Source organism: Pilibacter termitis, from assembly GCF_900167335.1.
In the GTDB taxonomy this organism is placed as follows: domain Bacteria; phylum Bacillota; class Bacilli; order Lactobacillales; family Streptococcaceae; genus Pilibacter; species Pilibacter termitis.
In genome coordinates, this window is record NZ_FUXI01000029.1 from 1 (window position 1) to 24399 (window position 24399).

Annotated in this window: 25 protein-coding genes, 2 tRNA genes, 1 other RNA gene and 2 pseudogenes; 15 read left to right on the forward strand and 15 right to left on the reverse strand. The window is 37.8% G+C overall.

Translation table 11 applies throughout. The annotated features are described in order from the left end of the window. The 6 genes and pseudogenes from B5D30_RS13795 to B5D30_RS10720 all read left to right on the forward strand — a co-directional run. Positions 1 to 236: pseudogene (locus tag B5D30_RS13795) on the forward strand (IS4 family transposase); the annotation flags it as partial. 381 nt (positions 237 to 617) lie between these two features. Next, positions 618 to 1487: an ABC transporter ATP-binding protein gene (locus tag B5D30_RS10700; protein WP_078808071.1), complete on the forward strand. Its 870-nt coding sequence runs from the start codon at positions 618 to 620 to the stop codon at positions 1485 to 1487. Then, positions 1484 to 2380, forward strand: coding sequence for an ABC transporter permease (locus tag B5D30_RS10705; protein ID WP_078808072.1), 897 nt, complete (start codon positions 1484 to 1486; stop codon positions 2378 to 2380). Before B5D30_RS10700 ends, B5D30_RS10705 begins: the two co-directional genes overlap by 4 nt. 130 nt (positions 2381 to 2510) lie before the next feature. After that, a complete protein-coding gene (locus B5D30_RS10710; RefSeq protein ID WP_078808073.1) occupies positions 2511 to 3233 on the forward strand; it encodes a GntR family transcriptional regulator, LSA1692 subfamily in 723 nt (240 codons plus the stop codon). Beyond that, on the forward strand, positions 3230 to 4510 hold the full coding sequence (locus B5D30_RS10715) for a Sapep family Mn(2+)-dependent dipeptidase (protein ID WP_078808074.1): 1281 nt from the start codon (positions 3230 to 3232) through the stop codon (positions 4508 to 4510). The genes B5D30_RS10710 and B5D30_RS10715 overlap by 4 nt, the downstream gene beginning before the upstream one ends. Positions 4511 to 4739: 229 nt before the next feature. Beyond that, a complete protein-coding gene (locus tag B5D30_RS10720) occupies positions 4740 to 5711 on the forward strand; it encodes a glycosylasparaginase (protein WP_078808075.1) in 972 nt (323 codons plus the stop codon). A 56-nt stretch (positions 5712 to 5767) separates the two neighbouring features. On the opposite strand, the gene rlmH is transcribed toward B5D30_RS10720, so the two are convergent. Beyond that, positions 5768 to 6247, reverse strand: a complete 480-nt coding sequence (gene rlmH / locus B5D30_RS10725) for a 23S rRNA (pseudouridine(1915)-N(3))-methyltransferase RlmH (protein WP_078808076.1) — start codon at positions 6245 to 6247, stop codon at positions 5768 to 5770. Between the two features lie 353 nt (positions 6248 to 6600). Next, positions 6601 to 7938, reverse strand: a complete 1338-nt coding sequence (locus tag B5D30_RS10735) for a dicarboxylate/amino acid:cation symporter (protein ID WP_234984663.1) — start codon at positions 7936 to 7938, stop codon at positions 6601 to 6603. A 689-nt stretch (positions 7939 to 8627) separates the two neighbouring features. Here B5D30_RS10735 and B5D30_RS10740 point away from each other — a divergent pair. After that, complete coding sequence (locus B5D30_RS10740) at positions 8628 to 9878, forward strand: S1C family serine protease (RefSeq protein WP_078808079.1); 1251 nt, start codon at positions 8628 to 8630, stop codon at positions 9876 to 9878. Positions 9879 to 10039: 161 nt separating this feature from the next. Here the strand turns inward: B5D30_RS10740 and B5D30_RS10745 are convergent, their stop codons facing one another. From B5D30_RS10745 to B5D30_RS10765, 5 genes are all read right to left on the reverse strand, one after another. Then, on the reverse strand, positions 10040 to 10888 hold the full coding sequence (locus B5D30_RS10745) for an aldo/keto reductase (protein WP_078808080.1): 849 nt from the start codon (positions 10886 to 10888) through the stop codon (positions 10040 to 10042). Positions 10889 to 11110: 222 nt separating this feature from the next. Beyond that, positions 11111 to 12118 (reverse strand): UDP-glucose 6-dehydrogenase family protein, encoded by a 1008-nt coding sequence (locus tag B5D30_RS10755; RefSeq protein ID WP_234984659.1) that lies wholly within the window; start codon positions 12116 to 12118, stop codon positions 11111 to 11113. Then, positions 12078 to 12281 (reverse strand): hypothetical protein, encoded by a 204-nt coding sequence (locus B5D30_RS14110; RefSeq protein ID WP_234984660.1) that lies wholly within the window; start codon positions 12279 to 12281, stop codon positions 12078 to 12080. Before B5D30_RS14110 ends, B5D30_RS10755 begins: the two co-directional genes overlap by 41 nt. 803 nt (positions 12282 to 13084) lie before the next feature. After that, the gene (locus B5D30_RS10760) at positions 13085 to 14053 is read right to left on the reverse strand and encodes an SPFH domain-containing protein (protein ID WP_234984661.1); all 969 of its coding nucleotides are present in this window, start codon (positions 14051 to 14053) and stop codon (positions 13085 to 13087) included. Next, positions 14031 to 14255 carry a hypothetical protein gene (locus B5D30_RS10765; protein ID WP_078808082.1) on the reverse strand — a complete coding sequence of 75 codons (225 nt, stop codon included), beginning with the start codon at positions 14253 to 14255 and terminating at the stop codon, positions 14031 to 14033. The genes B5D30_RS10760 and B5D30_RS10765 overlap by 23 nt, the downstream gene beginning before the upstream one ends. Before the next feature lie 386 nt (positions 14256 to 14641). Between B5D30_RS10765 and B5D30_RS10770 the strand changes: the two genes are divergently transcribed. After that, positions 14642 to 15121 carry a phosphate-starvation-inducible PsiE family protein gene (locus B5D30_RS10770; protein ID WP_159443305.1) on the forward strand — a complete coding sequence of 160 codons (480 nt, stop codon included), beginning with the start codon at positions 14642 to 14644 and terminating at the stop codon, positions 15119 to 15121. Between the two features lie 56 nt (positions 15122 to 15177). On the opposite strand, the gene B5D30_RS10775 is transcribed toward B5D30_RS10770, so the two are convergent. Then, the gene (locus B5D30_RS10775; RefSeq protein ID WP_078808084.1) at positions 15178 to 16032 is read right to left on the reverse strand and encodes a MucBP domain-containing protein; all 855 of its coding nucleotides are present in this window, start codon (positions 16030 to 16032) and stop codon (positions 15178 to 15180) included. A gap of 24 nt (positions 16033 to 16056) precedes the next feature. Then, entirely contained in the window at positions 16057 to 16431 is a 375-nt protein-coding gene (locus tag B5D30_RS10780; protein WP_144399578.1) for a hypothetical protein, read from the reverse strand. A gap of 277 nt (positions 16432 to 16708) precedes the next feature. Here B5D30_RS10780 and ffs point away from each other — a divergent pair. The 3 genes from ffs to B5D30_RS10795 all read left to right on the forward strand — a co-directional run bounded on the left by ffs (position 16709) and on the right by B5D30_RS10795 (position 18871). Next, positions 16709 to 16795: signal recognition particle sRNA small type (gene ffs / locus B5D30_RS10785), an RNA gene on the forward strand. Between the two features lie 100 nt (positions 16796 to 16895). After that, complete coding sequence (cydC, locus tag B5D30_RS10790; RefSeq protein WP_078808086.1) at positions 16896 to 18623, forward strand: thiol reductant ABC exporter subunit CydC; 1728 nt, start codon at positions 16896 to 16898, stop codon at positions 18621 to 18623. 14 nt (positions 18624 to 18637) lie between these two features. Further along, on the forward strand, positions 18638 to 18871 hold the full coding sequence (locus B5D30_RS10795; protein WP_078808087.1) for a DUF2969 family protein: 234 nt from the start codon (positions 18638 to 18640) through the stop codon (positions 18869 to 18871). A gap of 42 nt (positions 18872 to 18913) precedes the next feature. Here B5D30_RS10795 and B5D30_RS13270 read toward each other — a convergent pair whose 3' ends face one another. Further along, positions 18914 to 19135, reverse strand: coding sequence for a hypothetical protein (locus B5D30_RS13270; protein WP_144399579.1), 222 nt, complete (start codon positions 19133 to 19135; stop codon positions 18914 to 18916). A gap of 144 nt (positions 19136 to 19279) precedes the next feature. Then, complete coding sequence (locus B5D30_RS10800) at positions 19280 to 19972, reverse strand: B3/B4 domain-containing protein (protein ID WP_159443306.1); 693 nt, start codon at positions 19970 to 19972, stop codon at positions 19280 to 19282. A gap of 343 nt (positions 19973 to 20315) precedes the next feature. Between B5D30_RS10800 and B5D30_RS14360 the strand changes: the two genes are divergently transcribed. The 4 genes from B5D30_RS14360 to B5D30_RS10815 all read left to right on the forward strand — a co-directional run bounded on the left by B5D30_RS14360 (position 20316) and on the right by B5D30_RS10815 (position 21575). Continuing rightward, a complete protein-coding gene (locus tag B5D30_RS14360) occupies positions 20316 to 20450 on the forward strand; it encodes a hypothetical protein (RefSeq protein ID WP_268802120.1) in 135 nt (44 codons plus the stop codon). Positions 20451 to 20688: 238 nt separating this feature from the next. After that, positions 20689 to 20769 (forward strand) — tRNA-Tyr (locus tag B5D30_RS10805). Between the two features lie 94 nt (positions 20770 to 20863). Next, positions 20864 to 20935, forward strand: a tRNA-Gln gene (locus tag B5D30_RS10810). Positions 20936 to 21116: 181 nt separating this feature from the next. Beyond that, positions 21117 to 21575 (forward strand): YehR family lipoprotein, encoded by a 459-nt coding sequence (locus tag B5D30_RS10815; protein ID WP_234984662.1) that lies wholly within the window; start codon positions 21117 to 21119, stop codon positions 21573 to 21575. Positions 21576 to 21629: 54 nt separating this feature from the next. On the opposite strand, the gene ychF is transcribed toward B5D30_RS10815, so the two are convergent. The 4 genes and pseudogenes from ychF to B5D30_RS10830 form a co-directional block, all read right to left on the reverse strand. Beyond that, positions 21630 to 22748, reverse strand: coding sequence for a redox-regulated ATPase YchF (ychF, locus tag B5D30_RS10820; protein ID WP_078808090.1), 1119 nt, complete (start codon positions 22746 to 22748; stop codon positions 21630 to 21632). Positions 22749 to 22798: 50 nt separating this feature from the next. Further along, positions 22799 to 22987, reverse strand: coding sequence for a hypothetical protein (locus tag B5D30_RS13275; RefSeq protein ID WP_144399580.1), 189 nt, complete (start codon positions 22985 to 22987; stop codon positions 22799 to 22801). Positions 22988 to 23368: 381 nt separating this feature from the next. After that, positions 23369 to 23566, reverse strand: a pseudogene (locus B5D30_RS10825) (DUF951 domain-containing protein); the annotation flags it as partial. 125 nt (positions 23567 to 23691) lie between these two features. Continuing rightward, positions 23692 to 24297: an FMN-dependent NADH-azoreductase gene (locus tag B5D30_RS10830; protein WP_078808092.1), complete on the reverse strand. Its 606-nt coding sequence runs from the start codon at positions 24295 to 24297 to the stop codon at positions 23692 to 23694. Positions 24298 to 24399: the final 102 nt, after the last annotated feature.

A 24399-nucleotide genomic window follows, 5' to 3' on the forward strand; every position in this document is an offset into this window, starting at 1 on the left:
CCTTGCTTGCACTAAAACAACGGGAAGAAATAGACAACCGTTCCATTGGCGACTTGTTTTATTTGATGGTCGATGAATTATCTGACCTCTCTTTTGTAGTGGCGTTCAAGCAACTCATCGAACTGTTCAAAAAAATATCTGCCGATGAATTGGTTTTAGATGACGAAACATTAAATAACATCATCAGTGAATTTCTCAGCCAACTTCCCAAAAATTATCAAAGAGTATTTTGGTAGTTGATTGAGTGAGTTTTTCTTTGGTTAATGTTGGTGTAGCAAGGGGCGTAGGGTGGTTTGGGTGGTTCAAGTTATAGTTATTATTTGGTAGCAACAGACGTAAAAGAGTTAAATGAACAATTGAAACAAGCGAAAAAAAAGCTAGAACAAGATTCAAAATCAGACCTAAATTAAAAGCACTTCTAAAAAAAATCGCATGAAATCAACATTTGAGAAAATGAATTTCTGCGATTTTTCTTTTTTGCTGGTTTTCTTCCGACTTTTTTTGCACCTTAGTTCACTATTTTTGCATCATAGTCAAAAGCTATTGTTCTTGCTAGTGTTTTTCCGTATTGTAAAAACAGAAACAGAAATCAAATAGTAAAAACAAAGGAGAACGCTATGCAAAAGATGATACAAGTAACAAATTTAACAAAGAAGTACGGAAATTTCACTGCTGTTGACAATTTGAGTTTTGACGTGAAAAAAGGGAGTATTTTTGCCCTTCTCGGTGAAAATGGTGCAGGAAAATCTACAACGATTTCTTGTTTAACGACCCTTTTGTCTGCAAATTCAGGCGAGGTAATCATTGACGGAGCAACGCTTGGCGTAGACGATACACATATTCAAAATGCAATTGGCGTAGTGTTTCAAGATTCACTTTTAGATCGAAGTTTAACCGTGAAAGAAAATTTATACTTGCGAGGTCGCCTTTATTCTCTCAGTAAAAAGGAAGTGCTAAATCGAATAAAGGAACTCGCTAGACAACTTTCAATGGAAGAATTTCTAAGTCAATCTTACGGAACACTTTCTGGAGGACAGCGTAGACGCGTGGATATTGCTCGTGCATTACTTCACCAGCCTGCTATCTTATTTTTAGATGAACCGACAACAGCCCTTGACCCGCTTAGCCGTGTGCAAACATGGAAAGCAATCAAAACTTTGCGTGAAGAGCAACAACTGACCGTTTTTTTGACGACTCATTACATGGAAGAAGTCGAAAATGCAGATGACGTGTTAATTTTAGATAAGGGAGTGAAAAAAGCATTTGGCACACCTATGGAATTAAAACAGCAATTTGCTCCAAATATTTTGTCGCTCTACGATGAAAATGGTAAGAAAACGGAAATCATGGTAGCTCATAGCATGGAGGCTCTTGAATATTTGAATGAACACAAAACAAACTATCATCATTTTGAACTTCGACTTGGAACAATGGATGACGTATTTTTACATTTGACAACGAAAAAAAGAGAGGTGGCGGAAAAATGAGCAATTTACTTACACTTACCAACAGAAATTTGAAAATCTACACGAAGAACAAAGGTCGCCTAATTTTCTCCTTCTTCTCTCCTGCACTTGTTTTAGTGCTTTATAACGTCTTTTTATATGGTGTCATTGAGAGAAGTTTCACGAAGAATTTCCAAGGAATAAATGCAAGTAAGGAAGAAATTTCAACTGCTATTTTACTTTGGATTGTCTCTGGAGCTATTTACCTTGCAACACTTTCTACTGCAACTTCGGCAATACAAGGTTATACGGAAGACCGTTTGAATAGAGCATTTGATGACTTTTACATTACACCAATCTCACGTTTTGAACTGGCACTTAGCCACATTCTTTCGACATTTGTGATAACTTTCGTCATTACCACCACGCTTTATTTGGCAAGTATTCTCGCAACATTTGGTCGTATTCCGTTTTCTCCTATGATACTTGTAGGAATTTTGGTTGAAAGCCTGTTTGCTGCTGCTTTCTTGGCATTTCTAGCCGTTTGTTTTGCCAATTCTGAGGGGAGCGTGACAGCTCTCAGTGCGTTGATGAACTCGCTTGGCGGATTTTTAGCTGGAGTGTATATCACTTTTGATACGTTGGGCAACGTTTTTGCAAGCAGTTTGAAACTTCTCCCTTTCGCCCAAGGTGCTACGCTTTTTCGTGAGTATTTTATGCAGGAAAAAATGAATGATTTAATAGAAAAATTTCCACCTACTGTTCAAAGCGACGTACGAGAAAAAGTTTTTGAGGGGTTTGGCATTTCTTTGACGACATTTGATAAAACATTGTCAAGCACCTCCGTTCTCCTGCTCGCTCTTGCGTGGTCGGTATTCCTTTTAGCAATTACCGTGAAAATGATTGCCCGCAAACGAAATGGCGGGGAAATGTAAATAAGATAAACTATAAAAATCGCTGAATTATTGGCGATTTTTTTCTTAGAAAGATACCTCTAAAAAGTATTGACAAAATAGTATATACCATTTTATAATGTAAACGGAAACAGAGAATAGAGGTGAAGAATTGAAAAAAGCATTATACAAACAAATAGAAGAAAAAATAGAGGAGCGGATACTGGCAAATGAATACGGAAGTCGTAATCGACTGCCTAGCGAGTATGAACTTGCCGAAGAATTTGCAGTGAGTCGCTTGACCATTCGCAAAGCATTGCAGCAATTAATCGACAAAAAAATGCTGTATCGCAGAGAAAATGCTGGTCTTTATGTCATGAGCAAACCAAAAATCGTAAGTGGGAAAGGAGGGTTGCACTCGTTTAGCGAAGTTGCAAAAAAACAAGGAAAATCCGTTCATACAAGAGTGTTAGATTTCCAAGAAATTCCCTACCAACAAGAAATTTGGGAAGAATTAGAGGCGGCAGAGGAGGAAAAAATTCTTCATATCACTCGCATACGTTCCTTAGAAAACGAACCTATGACTATTGAAGAACTTTGGATACGAAGAAAATATTTGCCTGAAAAACTCTCAACAACGCTATTTACACAATCTATTTTTCAACTTATTGAGCAAAAAATTAAACTTGCCTATTCACATCAAGAAATCGAAGGGCGAGTAGCAAATAAAAAAGAGGCAGATTTGTTGAAAATAAAGGAAAATAGTGCGATTTTACACGTACATTCTATCACTTACGGTGTGACTGGTGTGCCAATTTTAGTAGATAGCTCTTTTTACCGAGCTGACAAATATAAATTTCAAACGACCTATATAAGAAATGGAGAAGAAAAATGATTGAAAGCGAAGTGTTTCTAAGCGGACTTGACCGTCTGCTGAAAATTCCTAGCGTGCGAGAGGTGGCGGAGGAAGATGCACCTTTTGGAAAACAAAGTCGTATGGCACTAGAGGAGATTGTCAAAATCGCTCGTGAACTAGGATTTCAAGCACGCATGGTGAAAAATGTCGCTGCCGTTGTAGAATACGGTTATGGCGAGGAATATTTCGGGATTTTTGGGCATTTAGATGTCGTACCTGCAGGTTGTGGTTGGAGCGTGCCTCCTTATCAGCTGAATGACTGCGGTGAAAAGTTTATCGCTCGTGGCGTTCTTGACAATAAAGGCCCTATTTTCACTTGTCTTTATGCTCTTTGGCGATTGAAAGAGGAAGGTTTTACGCCAGTCATTCCAATTCGTATCGTTTTTGGTTCGAGTGAAGAAACAGGTTCTGAGGACATGAGCATTTATCTTGAAAATGAACCACCCGCACTTTTTGGTTTCACACCAGACGGAAAATTTCCTGCGATTTACGGGGAACGTGGTTTGGTAAATTTCTCCATTCGAACAACGCTTGATAGAGCTGCTTTAAAAAATTTGAGTGAAATCTCTGGCGATCAATCACGTGCATTTGTGCCTGATCATCTTTCCGTTAGCTACAACCAAAAAGAAATTACCGCTTTAGGAAAAAAAGCTCCGTCAAACGCTCCAGAACTTGGGGAAAATGCGATTACTCTACTTGCAAAAAAACTTTTGGAAGAAAAGTTGCCCGAGAAACTTCGTGAGTATTTCACATGGCTCGTTGAGACTATGCACGAAAAACATTTTGGCGAAGGGCTTGGACTTGATTTTTCCGATGAAGAAAGTGGGAAAACCATTATCACGCCTGTCAATTTCCAAAAATACGAGAACGCTTTGGAAATCGAGTTAGCTGTTCGCTATCCTGTCACTGTGAGCGAAGAAGAATTAACACACGCACTTGAAAAACATTTGCCAAGCGAAACACAAGTCGAAGTCGTTCGCAGAATCCCTGGAGTTGTCAAGGATAAAAATCAATGGTGGATACAGGAATTATCCAAAATTTATGAGGATTTCACAGGATTGAGCGGAAAACCAACAACGACAACAGGTGCTACTTATGCTAGAAGTGTACCAAATATCATCGCCTTTGGTCCCTCATTCCCCGGGCAAAAAGGAATTGCTCACAATGCAGATGAATATATGCTGAAAGAGGATTTTGAAAAGTTATATGAAATTTACAAAGAAAGTATCAAGGTTTTGAGTTCTCATCAATTTTAGGGAACCTATAAAAACAACACAAAGAAAAATAGAAAAGCGGAGAGGGGCGGTTTGAAGTCTGTGGCAGTGAGCCACGTCGTTCATTTACTGCTACACTTCGTTTCGCATACAGTCTTTCTAAGAATCAAAGATTCTTGAAAGACTAGCATTGAAACGAAGTTTCAAGCGACGTTGTGAACAGCCACCAGACTTCAGCCACTCGTAGCTAGACACAAAAGGAGAAAATAAAATGTACGGAATCATCGCAACATGGAGAATGTCGTTAGAGGGCATTTGTGAAGAAATAGAGGATTTAAAAAATAACGGAACAATCGAAAACGCATTGGTCAACGCAATTTCAGCAGTCGAGGATTTCCCTTATTATAAATCGGTAGGCTACGGCGGTTTGCCAAATGAGGAAATGGAAGTCGAATTAGATGCCGCATTTATGAATGGCGACAACATGGCAATCGGTGCGGTGGCGGGAATAAAAGATTTCGCCAACCCTGTCAAAATCGCTTGCCAACTAAGTAAAGAATATCTCAACAATATGCTCGTTGGCAATGGTGCTGAAAAATACGCTCATAAAAACGGATTTGAGCGAAAAAATATGCTAAGTGAGCGAGCGAAAATTCATTATCATAACAAACGCAAAGAATTGCAACTTGCCGAAAAAGAAATCGGCACGATGAAAGCCTATCGTGGTCATGATACGGTAGGAATGGTAGGCGTTGATACACTTGGAAGTGTGGCAGCTGCGACTAGCACAAGTGGACTTTTCCTCAAAAAACAAGGACGTGTGGGCGACTCTGCCCTTTCAGGTTCTGGTTTTTATGCCGATAGCAAAGTCGGTGCTGCTACTGCAACAGGACTTGGCGAAGATTTGATGAAAGGCTGTATCTCCTACGAAATCGTCCGTCTTATGAAACAAGGACATTCCGCTCAACTTGCGTGTGAAATGGCAGTGAATGAGTTGGAAAAGGAACTGATTGAGCGAGTAGGTGAGGCTGGTGATATTTCCGTTGTAGCAATGAGTAAAAACGGTGAATTTGGTGCTGCCTCAACGATCGAGAACTTCTCTTTTGTCGTGGCAAACGAACAGACACCACCGAGTGTATTCCTTGTCAAACGTGACGGCAAACATCATCTGCACATCCCCGCAACAAAAGAATGGCTAGAAAATTATCTCACTACACGCATGATGCCTTTAGAAAAAAAATAGCCCCCTTCTTACAGCAATAAGCTTGCAATTTTTGAACATTGCAAGCTTTTCGCTTTCTATTTATGATAAGGCTCACCTGCATTAATCCGAAAAACACGATAAATTTGCTCAGTTAAAATCAATCGCATTAACTGATGAGGATAGGTCAAACGTCCGAAACTAATCGCTTTATCCGCTCGTTTACTTACTTCTTCACTTGTGCCAAGTGAGCCTCCAATAATAAAGGTGATTTTGCTCTTTCCATGAGTGCCAAGATTGCGAATTTCTTCCGCTAACTCTTCACTTGAAGGAAGCGTGCCGTGAATGGCAAGTTCAAAAACAAATTCATCTTCTTTGATTTTAGACAAAATTCTTTGCCCTTCTTTCTCCTTGATTTGTTTCATTTGCATTTCACTCAGGTTTTCAGGAGCTTTTTCATCTGCCAACTCAATCATCTCTAGCTTACAATAACTCTTCAAACGCTTAGCATACTCCTCAATCCCCATTTTCAAATACTTTTCTTTCAGTTTTCCTACGGTAATAATTTTAATATTCATCTTTCTCCTCCATTTATTTTCAATATCACTTTTAAGGTACACTTTAGTATTATACTCAATCCTTTTTAGAGGAGTCCATAAATAAAACCTTTTTACACATTCTGTGGAAAACGTTCATTTGAGTTTTCCACCGTTTTTTCCACATTTTTACAAGTTATCCACAATTTTTTGTACTTGTTTCTCACATTGTCCTAGGCTGTTTCACATATTATCTGACAATTCCACAGACTTTTTCACAACTTTGTGGAAAACTACTTTCCTTTTTCCACAAGATTTCCACAGCTTTTCCACAATTTTCTTCAAAAAAACCATTGCAACAGGGAATTGCAATGGTTAAGTGTGAATGGGGAACTCTAATTTTTTGTTTCAAAATGAATTTGTTCGTTTTCGTAAATAGTTTCATCTAACATATCCAAATCTTTGGCTATCCATAAACCGCTAATGCTATCATCTAGTACGTTGACCGCTGTAACAAGCATTTCAACTGGTCGATTAATCGCAAGAATGAGCGTATAAGCTGCCATAGCACTTGGATTGACAAAACCTAGTCCGCTAATAATCGTATAAAGTAAAATTGCTCCCGCCCCCGGTGCTGCTGGTGTGGAAAGCGAGCCAATAAGCGTTAAGGCAATAATCAGCACAATTTCAGAAAAACCAATCGAATATCCTCCGCTTTTTGCAATGAAATACGTTGCAATAATTTGCATGATTGCTGTCCCTGTCATATTTAGTGTTGTCGCTAACGGTACGATAAATGAGGCAATATCTTTGTTCATCCCTAGTTCATCTGTCGTTGTTTCCAAATTCAGTGGCAATGTCGCAACAGATGACGAAGTAGAAAAGGCAAACAATGCAACTTTATACATTTTCTTGAAATAAATTCTTGGATTGACTTTGATAACAAACTTCAAAATCAATGAAAAGACGACAAGAACAAAGAAAAATAAGGTTACAATCGTCAATAACATATACACCATTGCACTTCCAAGATAATTCAATCCATAAGAGGCGAAAGTTCTCGTGATAAGAGCAAAAATCGCAAATGGGCTCAGTTTTAAAATAACAAAATTCAAGTATTTTATCGCAAGCATATTGATTTCATCATTTAATTTGCTTAGCAAAGTTTTTTCCTTAAATGACTGCAAGCCAATTCCTACAATCAAAGCAAGTAGAACGACCGACAAAATCGCACCGTTATTGGTAAATGTTGCCACCAAATTGGGTTGAACCAAATCAAGTAGCACCGTAAGTGGATTCCCGTTTGCTTTTACCTCACTCACATTATCCAATCCCTTGGGTGCTTCAAAGTGGAAAAGATTCATTGAATACCCCGTCAATCCTACAACCGTTCCAATAACAAGAGCAATCGAGAGCAAGATAAAAAGATTGCCAAACGTTTTTTTCGCAATTTTATTGAGCAAACTCGTGTCGTGAATATGCTCAATTGCCTTGACAATTGAAGTGAAAATAAGCGGTACAATGATAAACTGCAAACTTTTTAAGAATAATTGCCCAACAAGGTAAAACAGCCCTAGTGATTTCTCCTGCCCCTCCTGTGTAATATCGACAAAGAGCAAATTGGTAAGTGTCGTCCAAATCTCTTTTGACGAATTTTCACGGACGTAGACGAAAATAAGTCCAAAAACAACTCCTAATACTAATGATAAAACCGATTTTTTTGCAAATGACATTTTTTTCAATGTTTTGTTTCCTTTCCTTTTGTCTAGCTACGAAGTGCTGAAGTCTGGTGGTTGTTCGCAACGTCGCTTGAAACTTCGTTTCAATGCTAGTCTTTCAAGAATCTTTGATTCTTAGAAAGACTGTATGCGAAACGAAGTGTAGCAGTAAATAAACGGCATGGCTCACTACCACAGACTTCAAAACGCCCCTCTCACTTTTCTTTGTCTAGCTATGAGGGGCAGGAGTTGGGCGACTGCTCACAACGTCGCTCGAAACTAACGTTTCGAGTAAATAAACGACGTGGTTCGCTGTCGCAAACTCCTGAACGCCCCTCTTCGCTTTTATGTTTCTTTTGAAACATAAAAAAACTTATTTGAAATTCATTCAAATAAGCACACCTCTCCAGAATAGTCCCACTGCTCCCTCGGCAGTTCAGACTAAATATGTAAATATAACAACCTATACAGTTCTTATAAACCTCTCTGGATTTACTTAAAGAATGATTTTTATTAGTGTATCAAATGTTTTACTTACTTGCAATGATTACACATATTTTTTTATTTAAAGTGTAGAGCTAAAGTGATTTTTAGAACTCCTCTTAAAAAAAGTTTTATCTTCGAGAGTTTAAATAAGGTTCGTTTAAGGTTTTTGGTATAATATACTTACATACCTAAATAACAAACGAAAGCTGGGATAAACAATGAATAATAAAGGAAAAATTTTTTTAACAGGATTAGCAGGTGGGGTAGTAGGTGCAGCCTTAATTGTTGGCGGAAATTATGCTATTAATGGTAATTCTTCAAACAACACGACAAATACCTCTACTACTACACAAACAAGCTCAAAGGGAGATACAAAAGTACAGACGATTGATTACACGATTAACAATGGTATCACCCAAGCAGCAGACAAAGTGAAAGGTGCAGTAGTCTCTGTCATCAATCTTCAATCTAGTAAAAGTTCACTAGAAGATATCTTAAGGGAAGATAGTGATACAGAAGATATCGACACTTCAAATCTTGAACCTGCTGGTGAAGGAAGTGGGGTTATTTATAAGAAAAATGACGGAAAAGCCTATATTGTTACCAACAATCACGTTGTTGCAGAAAGCAAAGGACTTGAAATTCAACTTTCAAACGGTAAAAAAGTCAAAGGAACACTTGTCGGTGCAGACTCTTACTCTGACCTAGCTGTTATCTCTATTCCTGACAAAGACGTGACAACTGTTGCACAATTTGGCGATTCTAGCAAAATTCAAGTCGGCGAACCTGCGATTGCAATCGGTTCTCCTCTTGGAACAGAATTTGCCAATACTGTAACAAGCGGAATTATCTCTGCAATTGCCCGCAATGTTCAACTTGTAAACGAACAAAAACAAGCGGTCAACACAAACGCAATTCAAACGGACGCAGCGATTAACCCGGGAAATTCTGGTGGTGCGTTAATCAACCTTGCAGGACAAGTAATCGGAATTAACTCTAGTAAAATCGGAAACTCTGGCACTGGTACAAGTGTAGAAGGAATGGGATTTGCCATTCCAAGTAATGACGTAGTCAATATTATCAACCAACTCGAAGAAAACGGAAAAGTAAAACGTCCGGGAATCGGCATTTCTTCTTGGCCTTTGTCAAGTATGACCCAACAAGACATCTCTTCACTGAAACTTAAACTTCCTGATGATGTAACAAATGGTGTTGTCATCTTCAGACTATCAAAAGACTGGCCTGCCCAACAAGCTGGTTTGAAAAAATTAGACGTCATCACTGAAGTAGACGGACAAAAAATCAATGATACAACAACACTTCAATCTGTCTTGTTCAAACACAGCATTGGAGATTCTATCAAAGTCGTTTACTACCGTAGCGGAAAAAAAGCTGAAACAACGCTAAAACTAGACAAAGAATTTGCAAATTTACCAAGCGAACTAACACAAAATTCGTCAAATAAATAACGTAAAAAAGGTACAGTCAATTTTAGACTGTGCCTTTTTTAAGGGTAATGGGCACCTCTAAAAACTCGCACTTATCCTAAATTGCTAGTTTTCCGATTTCCTCGATAATCGAAAAACTAGCTAATTTAGTCTTAAGCGGAGTTTTTAGAGGTGTCCTAATTTTAAAAATCAACTTCATCAGGATTTTTCGCAAGTCCTGCTTTTCCTTTCAAGCTGTCAATAAATGCAACGTCTTCCTCGCTCAATTCAAAATCAAATACATCAATATTTTCCTTGATTCGATCTTCGTGAACTGATTTTGGAATTGGCAAGAGACCTTTTTGTAAACTCCAGCGTAAAACAAGTTGAGCAATCGTTTTTTCGTATTTCTCCGCCAACTCTTTTAACTCATCAATTTCAAAAATTTTCCCTGTTCCAAGCGGAGAATATGCCTCTGTAATCATGCCATTCTCTTGATTGTAGGCAACAAGTTCTTCTTGCATATCGCTTGGATTCGCAAGAATTTGATTGACCATTGGTTGAACGGTCGCACTCTCCAAAAGTGCCTCAACGTGTCTTGGGTGAAAATTAGAAATACCAATCGCACGCACTTTTCCTGCTGCAAGAGCCTCTTCCATTGCTCGCCATGCTCCAGTATTTGCCTCTTGCCAGCTATCACGAAACATTTTCGGATTTGGCCAATGAATCAAATATAAATCTACATAATCCAAACCAAGTCGCTCAAGCGATTCATCAAGTGCCACTTTTGCTCCCTCATAGCTATGAGCATCATTCCAGAGTTTTGTCGTGACAAATAATTCCTCACGTGGCACTCCAGAATTTGCAATTCCTCGCCCTACACCTTCTTCATTTCGGTAAATCGCTGCAGTGTCAATGTGACGATAACCCGCTCGAATTGCATCTATTACACTTTTTTCAGCAACGTCACCGTCTGGTGTTTGCCAAGTGCCGAACGCAATAATCGGAATTTCTACTCCATTGGCAAGTTTGTAAGTATCTGTCGCTTTCATTGGAAATCCTCCTCGTTTTGATTATTAAGTACCTTTAAAAAACTTACTATTTTTATTTTAGACTTTTGTATATACTTTTTCAAATAAAACGGTTTAGTTTTTTTGTGAGAAAAAGAGATTGGGGAAACTTTGCATACACTCAATGAATGTTGTATGGATACACCAAAAAAAGCCAACTCCTCAATAAATATAAATAAAGAGAAGCTGACTTTCTACTTTTATTTAGTCTAACCCAAACACATCATGCGTATGCACTTTATCTTTTACATCAAACAAATCATCATCTACACGATTTGCCAAAATAACCTCGCTTTGTCGCTTAAACTCTTGCAAATCATGAACGACATTGATTCCGTCAAATTTAGGACCAATGTGTCGAGGTTCGTAAATAAGAATTTTTGCACCATTTTCTTTCAAACGTTTGATCACTTCAAGAACAGAACAATAGTAGGAATTGCCTCTTTCTTTCTCTATTCCCAAGCGATAAACCCCGATTGTTTTTGGTGTTTTTTGCAAAATATTTAACGCTACAAAGTCATGACGGATTTTATTGCTCTCAATAATCGCCGAAATCAAACGTTCTGGCACGTTCCAAAAATTTGCTTTTAATTGTTTGGTATCTTTTGGCAAGAAATGACCGTCAAAACCAAAACTTGGTTTATTGTAATGATTGCCAATTCTCGGATCCAAACTTAATCCTTGAATGATTTTCTTACAATCTAATTCATTGATTGTCGCAAATGTATCCAGCTCATTGAAAAACGCAAGACGTAGCGAAAGATAAGCATTAGAAAATAATTTGATTGCCTCAGCCTCTGTCTCCGTCGCATAAAGAATCTCCACATCACTCTCCCACACATTGCGAGCATACACCTCACCAATTCGCTTGCCGTCTTCCGTGCTATCGCCAATAATCAGACGAGTGGGATAAAGATTGTCATACAATTCACTTTCTTTCCGTGAAAAATCCGAGAAGAAAATGATGTGGTTTAAATTAGAAAACTTTTCTTTGAGCGTTTCAATATAGCCGATTGGAATCGTTGTTTTGATAACAAATTTACTCTCTGGATTGATTTCTAACGCTTTTGACATGAGAAATTCAATCACAGTCGTATCAAAAGATCTTTTCTTTTCGTCATAATCAATCGGTGTCGTAATCACTAAATATTCACCATGCAACACGGCTTTTCTAAAACTTGCAGACCATCTTATCTTTGTTTTTTTTTTCATTAATAAATTTTGAAATGAAATCATCCTGAATCGCTAAATTTTTCCTTTTTAGCGTTCTTATTTTTTCTTCATCTTGATCATAACCAAGCACATCTTCATTTTGTCCTAGTAGTAATGCATTAGCAACTCCAACAGAATCTAAACCTAGAATTGAAATTTTCATGATTGTCCTCCTTTTCTTTTTTTAAATCGATATCTTATTACCCCTTGCAAAAAAATCGATATAAAAACAACAACGTCATCACAAAAAATGTTCTTTATTTATGATGAATACTTTGATAATTGTTGTCTCTCTTTGCTATTTTTTCAACATTTTTTCTTTATCCATGATTACCTCCTTCTTCTCGTTTCCTTCGAAAATGCTCGAAACTTATCGCTCCAGCCAAACGAGAACACGATCGAACTGCATCCGATCAAAATCTTTCCTTGTCTAGCTATGAAGTGCTGAAGTCTGGTAGCTGTTCACAACAGTACTTGAAGTTTCACTTCAGGAAAATAAATGATGTTACTCACTGTTACAGACTTCAAAACACCCCTCTCCGATTTCTGTGAGTTTACATTTATTTACAAGCATTTCTTTCCTCTACATTATGTGCTTAAATTCATTTTTATTTAATTTATCCTTAGTAAATAATATCATATTCTAATAAAAAATCAATAACTTTTTTCTATATTTTAATCTTTGTTTTATGATTATATCTTGAACAACCTTTACACGGTTCGAAATCTCTTTATTCACTTGGCTTCACATCATTTTTTCCTATTCTATAAAAATAATCCAATTTTTAAATTTATGAACAATTTATAATCCACCTTTCATTTTTAATTCAACTTTTCACAAAAAACGAACGTCTCGTAAGTCAAACGCTCCAACTTATAGAAAACTCTGATTTTTTTCGCAACAAAAAGCTCATGAATCAAAAATCCATGAGCTTTCAAAAACTAAACAATATTTATATTTCTTCCTTAATCATGCTTTTCATTTTCGCTATCCCACAACGCTTTAACTACTGGCACATTGCCGAGTTCTGTCATGTTGCTTGGTAAAATAACCGTATTCGTATTGCTGCGGGCAACTTCTTTGAACGCTTGGATACCTAGATAACTCAAAACATTTTCATCAATGCCACTTTCACGAATGGCGGTATTAATTGTTTGAATCCGCTGTTTGTCTGCTTCGGCAAGTGTGCGAATTTTCGCTGCCTCAGCCTCGGCATCAATTCTCATCCGCTCTGCACGTGCCTCGGCATCAATTTTTGTTTGCTTCGCACGAGCTTCAGCGTCAATTTCCATTTCACTCGCACGTGCCTCAGAATCGAGGATCACAGATTGCTTTTTCCCTTCAGAAACGGTAATCATACTTTCTTTATCACGACTTGCCGTAATCAATTTGTTCATGGAGTCAACGATTTCTTGACTTACCTTGATTTCTCCGATATTGATGCGGTCAATTGACAAACCATAACCTGCGGTAATGTGCTGAACGCTGGCAAAAAGTGCTTGGTTGATTTCTTCCGTTCCATTTAACACTTCGTTCAAATCCATTTTCCCGATAATACCACGCAGATTACTCTGGCAATCTTGCACCATAGACAAAACAGAATCCTGATTGTCATAGACAAATGCACGTGCATCTGTTACATGATATTTTAGTGCCTCGTCAATATTGATGATTACATTATCCTTTGTAATCACGCTTTGTGGCGGGATTTCAAGCGGCGTTTGTTTTAGACTTACACGCTGACGAACGTTGTAAAGCACTGGCACCAAAAAATGCAACCCGGGATCTAAGGTGCGAACGTATTTCCCAAAACTTTCCACAACCTTAACCTCACCTTGCTGAACAATAATCACCATTTGACTTACCGCAATCACTACAACAGCAAAAATAATAACTGCAATCACAATAAAACTAATCAATGTACTTGAAATCATTTTCTAAATCCTCCTCTACGACTTTTACAAAAAGTTCATTTTCTTTAAAATCAACAACCTCCAATAGTGCATTCTCCACTGGTTTTCCAGCAATCACACGATAGCTATAAGGCAAACCCAAAATTTGAGTAAATCCCGAATACTCCGCATTTTTACTGCGAAATACCCTACCTATTGCTTTTTCCCATTGATAATCACTCACTTTCTTCCCTCCTTATATTTTTTTACCGCCATAATTATGGATACCTCTAAAAACGAAAAACTATCTAATTTGGTATTAAACAGAGTTTTTAGAGGTACCCATATTATCTTCTTTTTCCTGCCGTTTGTAAATAAAATCTCATCTCTTTCATGTAAAATCAGTCCTTAGATGTAGACTTGCAATACATCTAAGGACTGAAAATTACTCTTTCTATTTCTAATTTTAGAGTTGACTTCTTTTAATGTAATTCCCATAACAAAACAACCATGTTTCTAAACATTCTCCATAAAAATTTTATACTTTTCCTCATGTTTTTTTGGTACAATAAGGTAAAAGAATTACTCACAAATTATGTGAGAAAATTTCATTTGCGAGGAGGTGAATTTATGAACGATCGGATAAAAATGATTGTCAATCGATTTTTAGATTTGTTTTTATTTGCATTGGCACTTTTGTTGCTTGTGGCAATGGCACGTGATATTCATATGATTTTCTCGATTGTTTTCGGGACATTTGATGACCGTTCGATTAGTATTTTAATTCAAGAAGTGTTGACCTTTTTCATGCTCTTTGAGTTTATGATTTTGCTGTTTCGCTACATTCAAGAAGGACATCATATCCCTATTCGCTATCTTGTTTACATTTGTATCACTGCCGTCCTCAGACAAATCTTGTCAGCACACGGACCTGCTCTTGAAATCTTGCTTTATGCAATTGCGATTTTACTCTTAGTCGCAACACTGATCCTTACACATTTCGCCATGAGCTACATTCGTGGAAAAAAAGACAAAACACCTATCGGAAAAGTCAATATGCGACAAGAAATGGATAAACTCTTAGGAGATGATTTGGATTTGCACGGGTAAAGTGTTTTCTTTTCAAAAAAATCGCACGGAAACCTCCATGCGATTTTTCTTATAGATTAAACTTCTTTTGTTTCTCTTTTCTTTTTGAAAACAAATGCTGCCATTGCAACAAATGCTGTACCTACTGCAAGAAGTGCGATATTGCTTTTTTCTCCTGTTTTAGGAAGTGCAGTTTCTTTCGCTGGTGTTGCTGCTTTGTTTTGTGTTGTTTGTGTCGTTGTAGTTTCTTGTGTACCAGTTTTTGGAAGTTCTTCTTTTTGATCAGCTTTTGATTCTTCCGTTGTAGAAGTTACTGGTGTCGGTTCTGGTGTTGGAACTGGAGTTACAGGCGTTGTCGCCACTTGATTGCGATAAACCAACGTCACTTGTTGATCACTTTCTCCATGTTTTACGGCAATTTCTTTAGATGTCGAAGTAAAATTTTCTCCGTCTTTTTGGATTAAGTCATACCCACTAATTTCAGGTGCTTTAAATGATGAAACTTCACCAAATTTCCCTGTAAATACAGAGTCATCTTGCAATTTTTCACCTTGTTCATTCACATAAGAAACAGTTACTTTTGTTTCAACACGAGTATAAACAACGTCAATTACTTGTAAAGTGTCCGTCAATACACCATTTACCGTACCACCATTGTAAACATATCCCGGAATTGCTGGAGGGTCATAGCTAAACGCATCCCCTACTTGTCCACCCATTGTCGCAATCGGAGCCCCAACAACTGGTTTTCCTGCATCATCAATAAAATTGATTTTTGCATCCCCCGAAGCATTGTATGCATACATTGTCACAACAAAATCAGTGGTAGTAGCTGAAACTGTTCCTACAAGAACAGGAGCATTTGTCTCATCTAGCTCAACTGAAAAATTCGGATCCAATACATCTGCTACAAATAAACCATTTGTTGGCAAGAAAACGCCAATGACTTGACCAACTTATTCTGTTACAGCAATAGAATCAATAACTTGCCCGCTCCCTTGTTCCACAAAGGTAATCGTAAATGAAACAGTTTTAGCTTTTGCTGCAGGAGCCGTTGTTTTCACTGTTTCTGTTGGTGCAATCACATCTTCCGTTGTTGTCGTAGTTGCTGAAGTTTTCACTTCTACGGCTGACGTTTTTGTTTCTTCGCTGGTTGCAGTAACTGGAGTTTCCGCTACTTCTTCCGCTGGAGTTGTCACTCCTTTTGCTGTTGCTACTTCACTTGTTGTAACTGTTTCAGCAGACACTTCTTCTGCCGTTGCTGATTGTGTGCTTAGTACAAGTGGGCAAGCCAATGATACTAAAGCAAGATAAATACTCTTTTTCTTCATTCGTTCTCTCCATTTTCTTTTATTACTTAATGAAATTGTCATTTATTTTTATTTATATTTTCATTAAACACTCCTTACCTTATCATCTTTTATTTTTTCTTTCAACTACCGTTTAGTGTTTTTTCCTACACTTTAAGTAATTAAGATCGAAAATCAAGCTCATCTTTTTTTCATTAAATGAAAAAATATATCAGGAATCTTAATTTACACATGAACACTCGCCCTCTCAACAAAAAAATATAAATACTTGGCAAACACTTCCCAATTATGCTATTATATTCAGGGGCAAGGTTCCACATATGAAGGGTGTCAGGTTCGGAAGAAAGCAGCACTAAGTATGCTGGGGCTTGTGCCTCTTTTTTTTGCCAAAATTTTCAAGAGCAAAATTCATGAGTTGTTCGAGGAGTTTAGTATAATAGAGGTTAGGTAACGTATCAGAAAATGAAAACCTAGAGGAGACAACGATGAAAATCTTTCACGCACTAAAAGGGGATACTTGGGTATTGCCTTTTATGAAAAAATATAAAAAAATGTTGCTACTTGCTATTTTCCTTGGACTTTGCACATTTCTTTGTGGCGGAGCGTTGATGTTTACTTCGGGCTATTTAATCAGTCGTTCGGCTAGTTTGCCTGAAAATATTATTGTCATCTACGTCCCTGTCGTTCTCACACGAGCTTTCGGGATTTTTCGCCCAGTTTTTCGCTATATAGAACGTTTGACCAGTCACAATTGGGTGCTGAAAATGACCAGTAGTTTGAGGGAAAAACTCTATATTACACTGGAAAAACAAACAACACTTGTCATGAACAAAATCAAACTCGGCGATATTTTAGGGATTTTAAGCGAAGATATTGCACATATTCAAAACCTTTATTTACGAAGTATTTTCCCTGTACTGATTGCTTTCGCTCTTTCTCTAGTTGTTATTTTGGCTCTTGGTGTGTTTTCGATAGGGTTTGCTATACTTATCGCTTTGTGGTTGTTAAGCGTAATGTTGCTCATTCCTTTTATCAGCCTACTGTTCAAAGGGGCAACGGAGGAAAAAATACGAAGTGAAAAATTAGCACTTTACAGTGAAATAACCGATTACGTCCTTGGGGTGAGTGATATTGTCTTTAGCGGTCGTGGCAAGGAATTTGCTTGGAAAATCGAGGAAAAACAGGAAAATTTACGTGCTTTGCAGAAAAAAATTCACCAGCATAATCGAATCCGTAATCTTTTGCTGGAGCTATCTTTTGGGTGTTTGGCTGTTGTCCTACTTATCTGGACGACACAGACATTTGGCGAAACTTCGCAATCTGCCAACTGGATTGCTGCATTTGTGTTAGCAGTTTTCCCTTTGATTGATGCATTTGCTCCATTAAGTGAGGCGATAAGTGAATCGCAAGTTCATGCAGAGTCAATTGTTCGCATGAACAATTTAGATGCACCTTTGAGTCAGCAGACAAACCAAAACGAGTTGCCGACTTCCTTTGAGATTCAATTACAGAACGCTCATTTTTCTTACGAGGACAAACTTATTTTTGAAAACTTAAACCTCACCGTTCCACAAGGGCAAATTCTGGCACTTCTTGGAAAAAGCGGTGCTGGAAAGTCTACGCTTTTGAAAATTTTGCGTGGAGATGAGCAACTTTCCAGTGGCGAGGTGAGAATTGGCAACCAAAATATTTTGACTCTAAGTGAAAAAATAGATAAGCTCATTGGCGTCATTGACCAGTCGCCCTATCTTTTTCATACGACCATTCGCAATAATTTACGGATTGCCAATGAAAGTGCAACAGATGAGGAAATATGGGAAGTCTTGAAAAAAGTCGAATTATTTGATATGGTAAACTTGCTCCCAGAAAAATTGGATACACTTGTTGACGAGGCAGGACTTCGATTTTCTGGCGGAGAACGTCATCGCTTAGGTTTGGCACGTATTTTGCTCAAGGATACTCCGATTGTACTTTTAGATGAAATCACAAACGGACTTGACCCGATTACCGAGCGAAAACTATTAAACGTACTCTTTCGAGAGCTAAGCGGGCGTACAATCCTCTGGGTGACACATCACTTGCTCGGAGTAGAAAAAGCAAATCGTGTGGTTTTCCTAGAAAACAAACAAATTCTAATGGATAACACACCAAAAAATTTAGAAAAAGAAAATTCACTTTATCAGGAATTACTACTGCTTGATAGAGGAATTTAAGAAAGAGGCTGGATATGAGTAAAAAGAATAAAGATATTGAAGTAACAGTTGAGGAAGTCAAACGTCCTTCTGGCAATGCACACATTAACGTTCAACGTCTTTCGATTGGAAAAGTAGAGCTTGGGTTTCTCATTCCAGACGGAAATAAATTTTCTGTCGAAAAAAATGGAAAACTCCTCGCCACCGTCAACAATGAGGCACAAGGGTATGAGTTGTTGATTTCTGATTATAACTTGAATAGTTTGTAAAAAAAACGAGGCTAGAAAATTTCTAGTCTCGGTTTTCTTTGTCTAGCTGCGAAGGGCTGAAGTCTGGCAACTGTTCGCAGTGTCGATCGCAACTGACGTTGCGATTAAATAAACGACACGGCTCACTGTTGCAAACTTCAAAACGCCCCGCTCCGCTTTTCTGTGTCTAGCTGCGAAGGGCTGAAGTCTGGTGGATGTTCGCAGTGCCGCTTGAAACTTCGTTTCAAGCAAGTAAACGGCACGGCTCACTTCCACAGACTTCAAAACGCCCTTCTCCGCTTTTCTGTGTCTAGCTGCGAGGGGCTGAAGTTTGGCAACTGTTCGCAGTGTCGATCGCAACTGACGTTGCGATTAAATAAACGACACGGCTCACTGTTGCAAACTTCAAAACGCCCCTCTCCGCTTTTCTTACCAATCTAAATTTGTTTTTTCGTTAGTTATTATTTCTTTTTTCACCACGTTGGCTTCTAGCAAGTGTTTGACTGAGTTTGAGACAAAAGTTAATGCACCTTCAAGGTTTCCGTTGTCAATATCTTCAAAAATAAAAATTGCTTTTTTGGTTGCAGAATCAATTTTCGTTTTGTCGCTTTCTCGATAATTGAAATTTCTGCACACAATCATATTGCCACTTTTATAGACAATTTCTTCTTCATTCGGATGTTCCATTTCCGTTTGCCCGAGCAAAATAAATTCTTCCTCTCCTGTCGCAAACGTTAACTCCAAATCACTTGGCATTTTCGATAAATCCTCACTACCACACGGAAGTTCAAACTTGAGCGAGGCAAGATTATACAAATCAACAAGCGGGGAAATTCGGTACAATTCATTGCCGTTTTTCACCCGTTTTATCAACGCCTCAACAGATGAACGAGCTTTCTTCTCTCCAAAACTCTTGTAAATTTTACGCCATTTGGCAATCCGCGGTTCATCCGCGAGATTCATCATTCCATATTTCTCCATGATTGCTTGCGTGATTTCGCCATACTCTTGCTTGAAAAAATCATCAATATTTTTTGTGTTGTCAATATTTTCAAGAATTAGCACCCCAATTTGAAGTTCTGGAATACGCTCAAAAATTCTCTTATCTACTCTAAATTCCATGTGTCCCCTCCAATTTTCAAAAAAACATAGCAGTTCAACCATTTGTTATCGTCATTCTACATCACCACCATATAAATAGCAACAAGCAAACCTCTCATTTCAATAGCCGCAACTTTCATTGTCTTCTGTGGAAAGTTGTTCATTTTTTTACTAAAAATTATCATTGAACTTCTTGAAAAAATATGTATAATAGAGAGTGTAAACAGGTGCTGCTAACACCTTTGCGTTTACGGCTATCGTTTTTCGATTAGCTAGGATTTAAAGGGTTAACGTCGTTTCCTTTTTGGAGGAAAACGGCGTTTTTTGTGGTTGTAATTTTGCCGACTTGCTAGGAAGTCAAAATATGCTTTTACACATTGCAACACTCCAGCAACTAAGGCAAGAATTGACACCAAAAGAACGGTATCTACATTCACGCAAGCAACACCTCGCAATCACTAGTGAGATAAGTAAACAAGTTTACTTTCAGTCGATTTAAAGTCGTCAAAGAAACTGCTCACCTAACTTCTACTTGATAGCTGTTACTCTCTATTATTAATATACGCAATTTTTTCGTGATTTGGATAAGTTTTTTCATTAATTTCAATTAAAACTGAATAAAAAATGTAGTGTATTTATCATTATTTTTTACAGTGAAGAAAAAAATATAAAATATAACATATGTTTTTCTTGATTTTTTTCTTAGGTAACGTTAGAATGTTAAATGTTGGTGCTACGGAAGGGTAGCGAAGAGGCTAAACGCGGCGGACTGTAAATCCGCTCCTTCGGGTTCGGGGGTTCGAATCCCTCCCCTTCCATTACTTCTATCTCCATAGAAGTTTCTCCCTTATTCTGTTTATTACAGAATATATTCATTTTGAGGCGGAGTTCCCCCTTCGCCTCATCTCCCCTTGGGGTATAGCCAAGCGGTAAGGCAAGGGACTTTGACTCCCTCATGCGTTGGTTCGAATCCAGCTACCCCAGTTTACTTGAACAACTTTTTTCATATCTTTCCTCTAAGACTGAATTATTTCAGTCTTTCTTTTGTTTAAGGACACTTTTAACCAGAAAACTTGAATTGTAAAAATGCTATCTTTTTTGAAATTTGTATATTATAATAAAGTAGCTATATTTAATTTTTTTAACAAAAATGGAGGATTTCAAATTGAAAAAAATTTATTCAGTAATTTTCACTCTGGCTCTTAGCTTGATTGTCTTGGTAGGCTGTGGCGAAGAAAAGGGGCAAAAAACGTTTACCCAAGAAAAAAATGGTGTCTCATTGTCTGTGACCTATTACTATACTGGCGACAATGTAACCAAGCAAACAACGAAAAGCTCCATGCCTTATAGTTCGCTAAATGCGAAAACAAAAGAAGAGGCTAAAAAGATTGCAGACCCTCTTAGCGAACAATATCAAGGTGTAAAAGGGCTAAGTGAAAAACTTTCTTACGGGAAAGATACTCTTACCGAAACAATCGAAGTCGATTATACAAAAGTTGATTTTGACGAATTAAGTAAAATTCCGAGCATGATTTTGGATGAAAATGTCAAGAAAACGAAAAAAATCAGCATGAAGAAATCAGAAGAATTGCTCGAAAAACAAGGTTTTAAAGAAAAGAAATAAAAACAAAATGCCTGAAATAAACCTCTACGTGAGAGATTTATTTCAGGCTCTTTTTTACACGTTAAAGCGAAATTCCATAATATCGCCATCTTGCACGACATATTCTTTTCCTTCAAGGCGAACACGTCCTGCCTCTTTTGCAGCGTTGTGACTACCGTATTTATCCAAATCATCAAAACTAATCGTTTCCGCACGGATAAAACCACGCTCAAAGTCTGTATGGATAATACCTGCACATTCTGGGGCTTTCATGCCTTTTTTGAATGTCCACGCACGCACTTCTTTTTCACCAGCTGTAAAGTAAGTACCAAGACCTAACAAGTGATATGCCTCTTTAATCAAAACGTCTAGCCCACTTTCTTCCAGACCAATCGCCTCAAGAAATTCTTGTTTTTCTTCATCACTGTCCAATTCAGCAATTTCTTCTTCCACACGTGCAGAAATCACCACGACATCAGCATTTTCCGTTTCAGCAAATGCACGAATTTGTTTCACGTACTCGATATTTTCAGCATCTGCTACTTCGTCCTCGCTAACGTTCGCAACATACAAAACAGGTTTTGTAGTGAGCAAGAATAAACGTTTGACAATCGGAAGTTCATCTTTGGTAAATTCAATTGTTCTAGCACTTTTTCCTTCTTCTAATACTGGTTTAATTTTTTGTAAAATCGCAAATTCTGCTACGGCATCCTTGTCTTTTGTTGTGCGTGCTTGTTTTTCCACACGTGCATAGCGTTTATTGACCGACTCCAAATCGGCTAAAATCAACTCAAGATTGATTGTTTCAATATCTGCCATTGGGTCAACAAACGCATCTTCACGATTATTTTCACGCATTACATTTTCATCGTCAAAAGCACGTACCACGTGAACAATCGCATCTACCTCACGAATATTGGCAAGAAATTTATTCCCTAACCCCTCACCTTTGCTGGCACCTTTCACGATTCCTGCAATGTCGGTAAATTCAAATGTCGTAGGCACTGTTTTTTTCGGTTGAATCAGCTGAGTAATGCGGTTCAATCGCCAATCTGGTACTTCTACCATGCCAACATTTGGGTCAATTGTTGCAAAAGGATAGTTTGCAGCCTCTGCTCCTGCTTGTGTAATTGCGTTAAAAAGTGTAGACTTCCCTACATTTGGAAGTCCTACGATTCCTGCGGTTAATGCCATTGTTTTTATCTCCTTTGTCTAGCTATGAGGGGCTGGAGTTGGGCGACTGCTCACAATGTCGCTCGAAACTGACGTTTCGAATAAATAAACGACATGGTTCGCTGTCGCAAACTCCAAAACGCCCCGCTCGCTTTTCTTTGTCTAGCTACGAGGGGCTGAAGTCTGGCAACTGTTCGTTGTGTCGCTCGAAACTGTGTTTCGAGCAAGTAAACGACACAGCTCACTGTTGCAGACTTCAAAACGCCCCGCTCGCTTTTCTTTGTCTAGCTACGAGTTCTTCAAGATATATTTCGTAACTTTTTTCCTATTGTTTTGTACTTATTAGTACACCAAAAGACTTTGCTTAACGCTTTATCTCTTTCTACTTACTTTTTTACACTCCATTTTTTATGCTCACACTCACGAGCCACTTTTTTTGATTTGTTTGTATATTTTTTGAAAAAGTAAGTTATGCTTATTAATGTTCTAATAGCGAGGCACCATTACCCTTTTCTTTTACCCCATCTCTTTCGTGCCTCGCTATTTTATTCACGATATTCTAAAAAGTTTTTTCTTGAAGTATCATTAATCGCCTCTTTTTTCTTTAATATTGCCTCTTTTTCTGATTCCTCGGCGTGCGTTAAGACACGTTTTAATCGTTTGTTGAAATCCACACGTTTCATCATAACCAAGCGATTGCAGTTTGTGCATTCAATTTTTATATCTGCTCCTAAGCGAACGATTTTCCACGCATTCGCCTTTTTACCGTTTGGCAATGTGCAAGCATGAGGCTTTTTCATTTCTACTATATCACCTAAACCATAAGCCTTATCTTTCATATCCTGCTCCTTTCTGCAAATGTCAAAACAAGGTAATTATAGCACAAAATCCTATTTTTTTCTTTCCAAAAAGACAGACAAAAACGGCTTAGTTATTCACCAAACCGTTTTTGTGCTTATTCCATTTAAAACTTTTGTGCAATATCTGAGATTTTTTCCAATGAATTGTTCAAAATTTCCTCTGATTTGCTTGGTTCGTAGGCGTGCCCTTCAATATAGACAGACTCCACATCGTTTACTCCGATAAAATTGAAAACTCCTCGCAAATACTGTGAACCGTAATCACTGCCGTTATAAACACCGCCATTTGCTTGAATATGCAAGACTTTTTTTCCTTTGACTAAACCAACAGAACCCTCAGCTGTATAGCGGAACGTTTTTCCTGCAACATTAATCGTATCCACCCACGCTTTTAATCTCGTTGGAAAATGAAGATTCCACAACGGATTGGCAATCACGACTTTGTCGCTTTCCAAAAACAAATCGGTCAATTCATTAAAGCGTGTCATTTTTTCTTGTTGTGTTTTTGTAAGAGATGAAAATTCAGCCCCTGTTGCACGTGCTAAATCTTCGTCAATCTCAGGAACATCGTCCTTGAACACATCAAGTGTCACCACTTCATCTTGTGGATTGTGTGCTTTATACACTTCCACAAATTTATCCAAGCCCTTTAATGAAAAAGACTCCTCACTTGTCAAGGGATGTCCCTTTACTACTAATAATTTTGCCATTTAAAATTCCCCCTATATTTTTTTCACACCAGAAATCTGATGTAATGCTATGATACTAATAAAAGAACTTACTTTCAATTTTTTTGCTTACAAAATGTAAGT

Bases quoted from the DNA above. Each gene is read 5' to 3' on its own strand.
- B5D30_RS10700 (WP_078808071.1), top strand. From the start codon at position 618: ATGCAAAAGATGATACAAGTAACAAATTTAACAAAGAAGTACGGAAAT.
- B5D30_RS10705 (WP_078808072.1), top strand. From the start codon at position 1,484: ATGAGCAATTTACTTACACTTACCAACAGAAATTTGAAAATCTACACG.
- B5D30_RS10715 (WP_078808074.1), top strand. From the start codon at position 3,230: ATGATTGAAAGCGAAGTGTTTCTAAGCGGACTTGACCGTCTGCTGAAA.
- B5D30_RS10720 (WP_078808075.1), top strand. From the start codon at position 4,740: ATGTACGGAATCATCGCAACATGGAGAATGTCGTTAGAGGGCATTTGT.
- rlmH (WP_078808076.1), bottom strand. From the start codon at position 6,247: ATGAATATTAAAATTATTACCGTAGGAAAACTGAAAGAAAAGTATTTG.
- B5D30_RS10735 (WP_234984663.1), bottom strand. From the start codon at position 7,938: ATGTCATTTGCAAAAAAATCGGTTTTATCATTAGTATTAGGAGTTGTT.
- B5D30_RS10740 (WP_078808079.1), top strand. From the start codon at position 8,628: ATGAATAATAAAGGAAAAATTTTTTTAACAGGATTAGCAGGTGGGGTA.
- B5D30_RS10745 (WP_078808080.1), bottom strand. From the start codon at position 10,888: ATGAAAGCGACAGATACTTACAAACTTGCCAATGGAGTAGAAATTCCG.
- B5D30_RS10755 (WP_234984659.1), bottom strand. From the start codon at position 12,118: ATGAAAAAAAAAACAAAGATAAGATGGTCTGCAAGTTTTAGAAAAGCC.
- B5D30_RS14110 (WP_234984660.1), bottom strand. From the start codon at position 12,281: ATGAAAATTTCAATTCTAGGTTTAGATTCTGTTGGAGTTGCTAATGCA.
- B5D30_RS10760 (WP_234984661.1), bottom strand. From the start codon at position 14,053: ATGATTTCAAGTACATTGATTAGTTTTATTGTGATTGCAGTTATTATT.
- B5D30_RS10770 (WP_159443305.1), top strand. From the start codon at position 14,642: ATGAACGATCGGATAAAAATGATTGTCAATCGATTTTTAGATTTGTTT.
- B5D30_RS10780 (WP_144399578.1), bottom strand. From the start codon at position 16,431: ATGAAGAAAAAGAGTATTTATCTTGCTTTAGTATCATTGGCTTGCCCA.
- cydC (WP_078808086.1), top strand. From the start codon at position 16,896: ATGAAAATCTTTCACGCACTAAAAGGGGATACTTGGGTATTGCCTTTT.
- B5D30_RS10795 (WP_078808087.1), top strand. From the start codon at position 18,638: ATGAGTAAAAAGAATAAAGATATTGAAGTAACAGTTGAGGAAGTCAAA.
- B5D30_RS10800 (WP_159443306.1), bottom strand. From the start codon at position 19,972: ATGGAATTTAGAGTAGATAAGAGAATTTTTGAGCGTATTCCAGAACTT.
- B5D30_RS14360 (WP_268802120.1), top strand. From the start codon at position 20,316: ATGCTTTTACACATTGCAACACTCCAGCAACTAAGGCAAGAATTGACA.
- ychF (WP_078808090.1), bottom strand. From the start codon at position 22,748: ATGGCATTAACCGCAGGAATCGTAGGACTTCCAAATGTAGGGAAGTCT.
- B5D30_RS10830 (WP_078808092.1), bottom strand. From the start codon at position 24,297: ATGGCAAAATTATTAGTAGTAAAGGGACATCCCTTGACAAGTGAGGAG.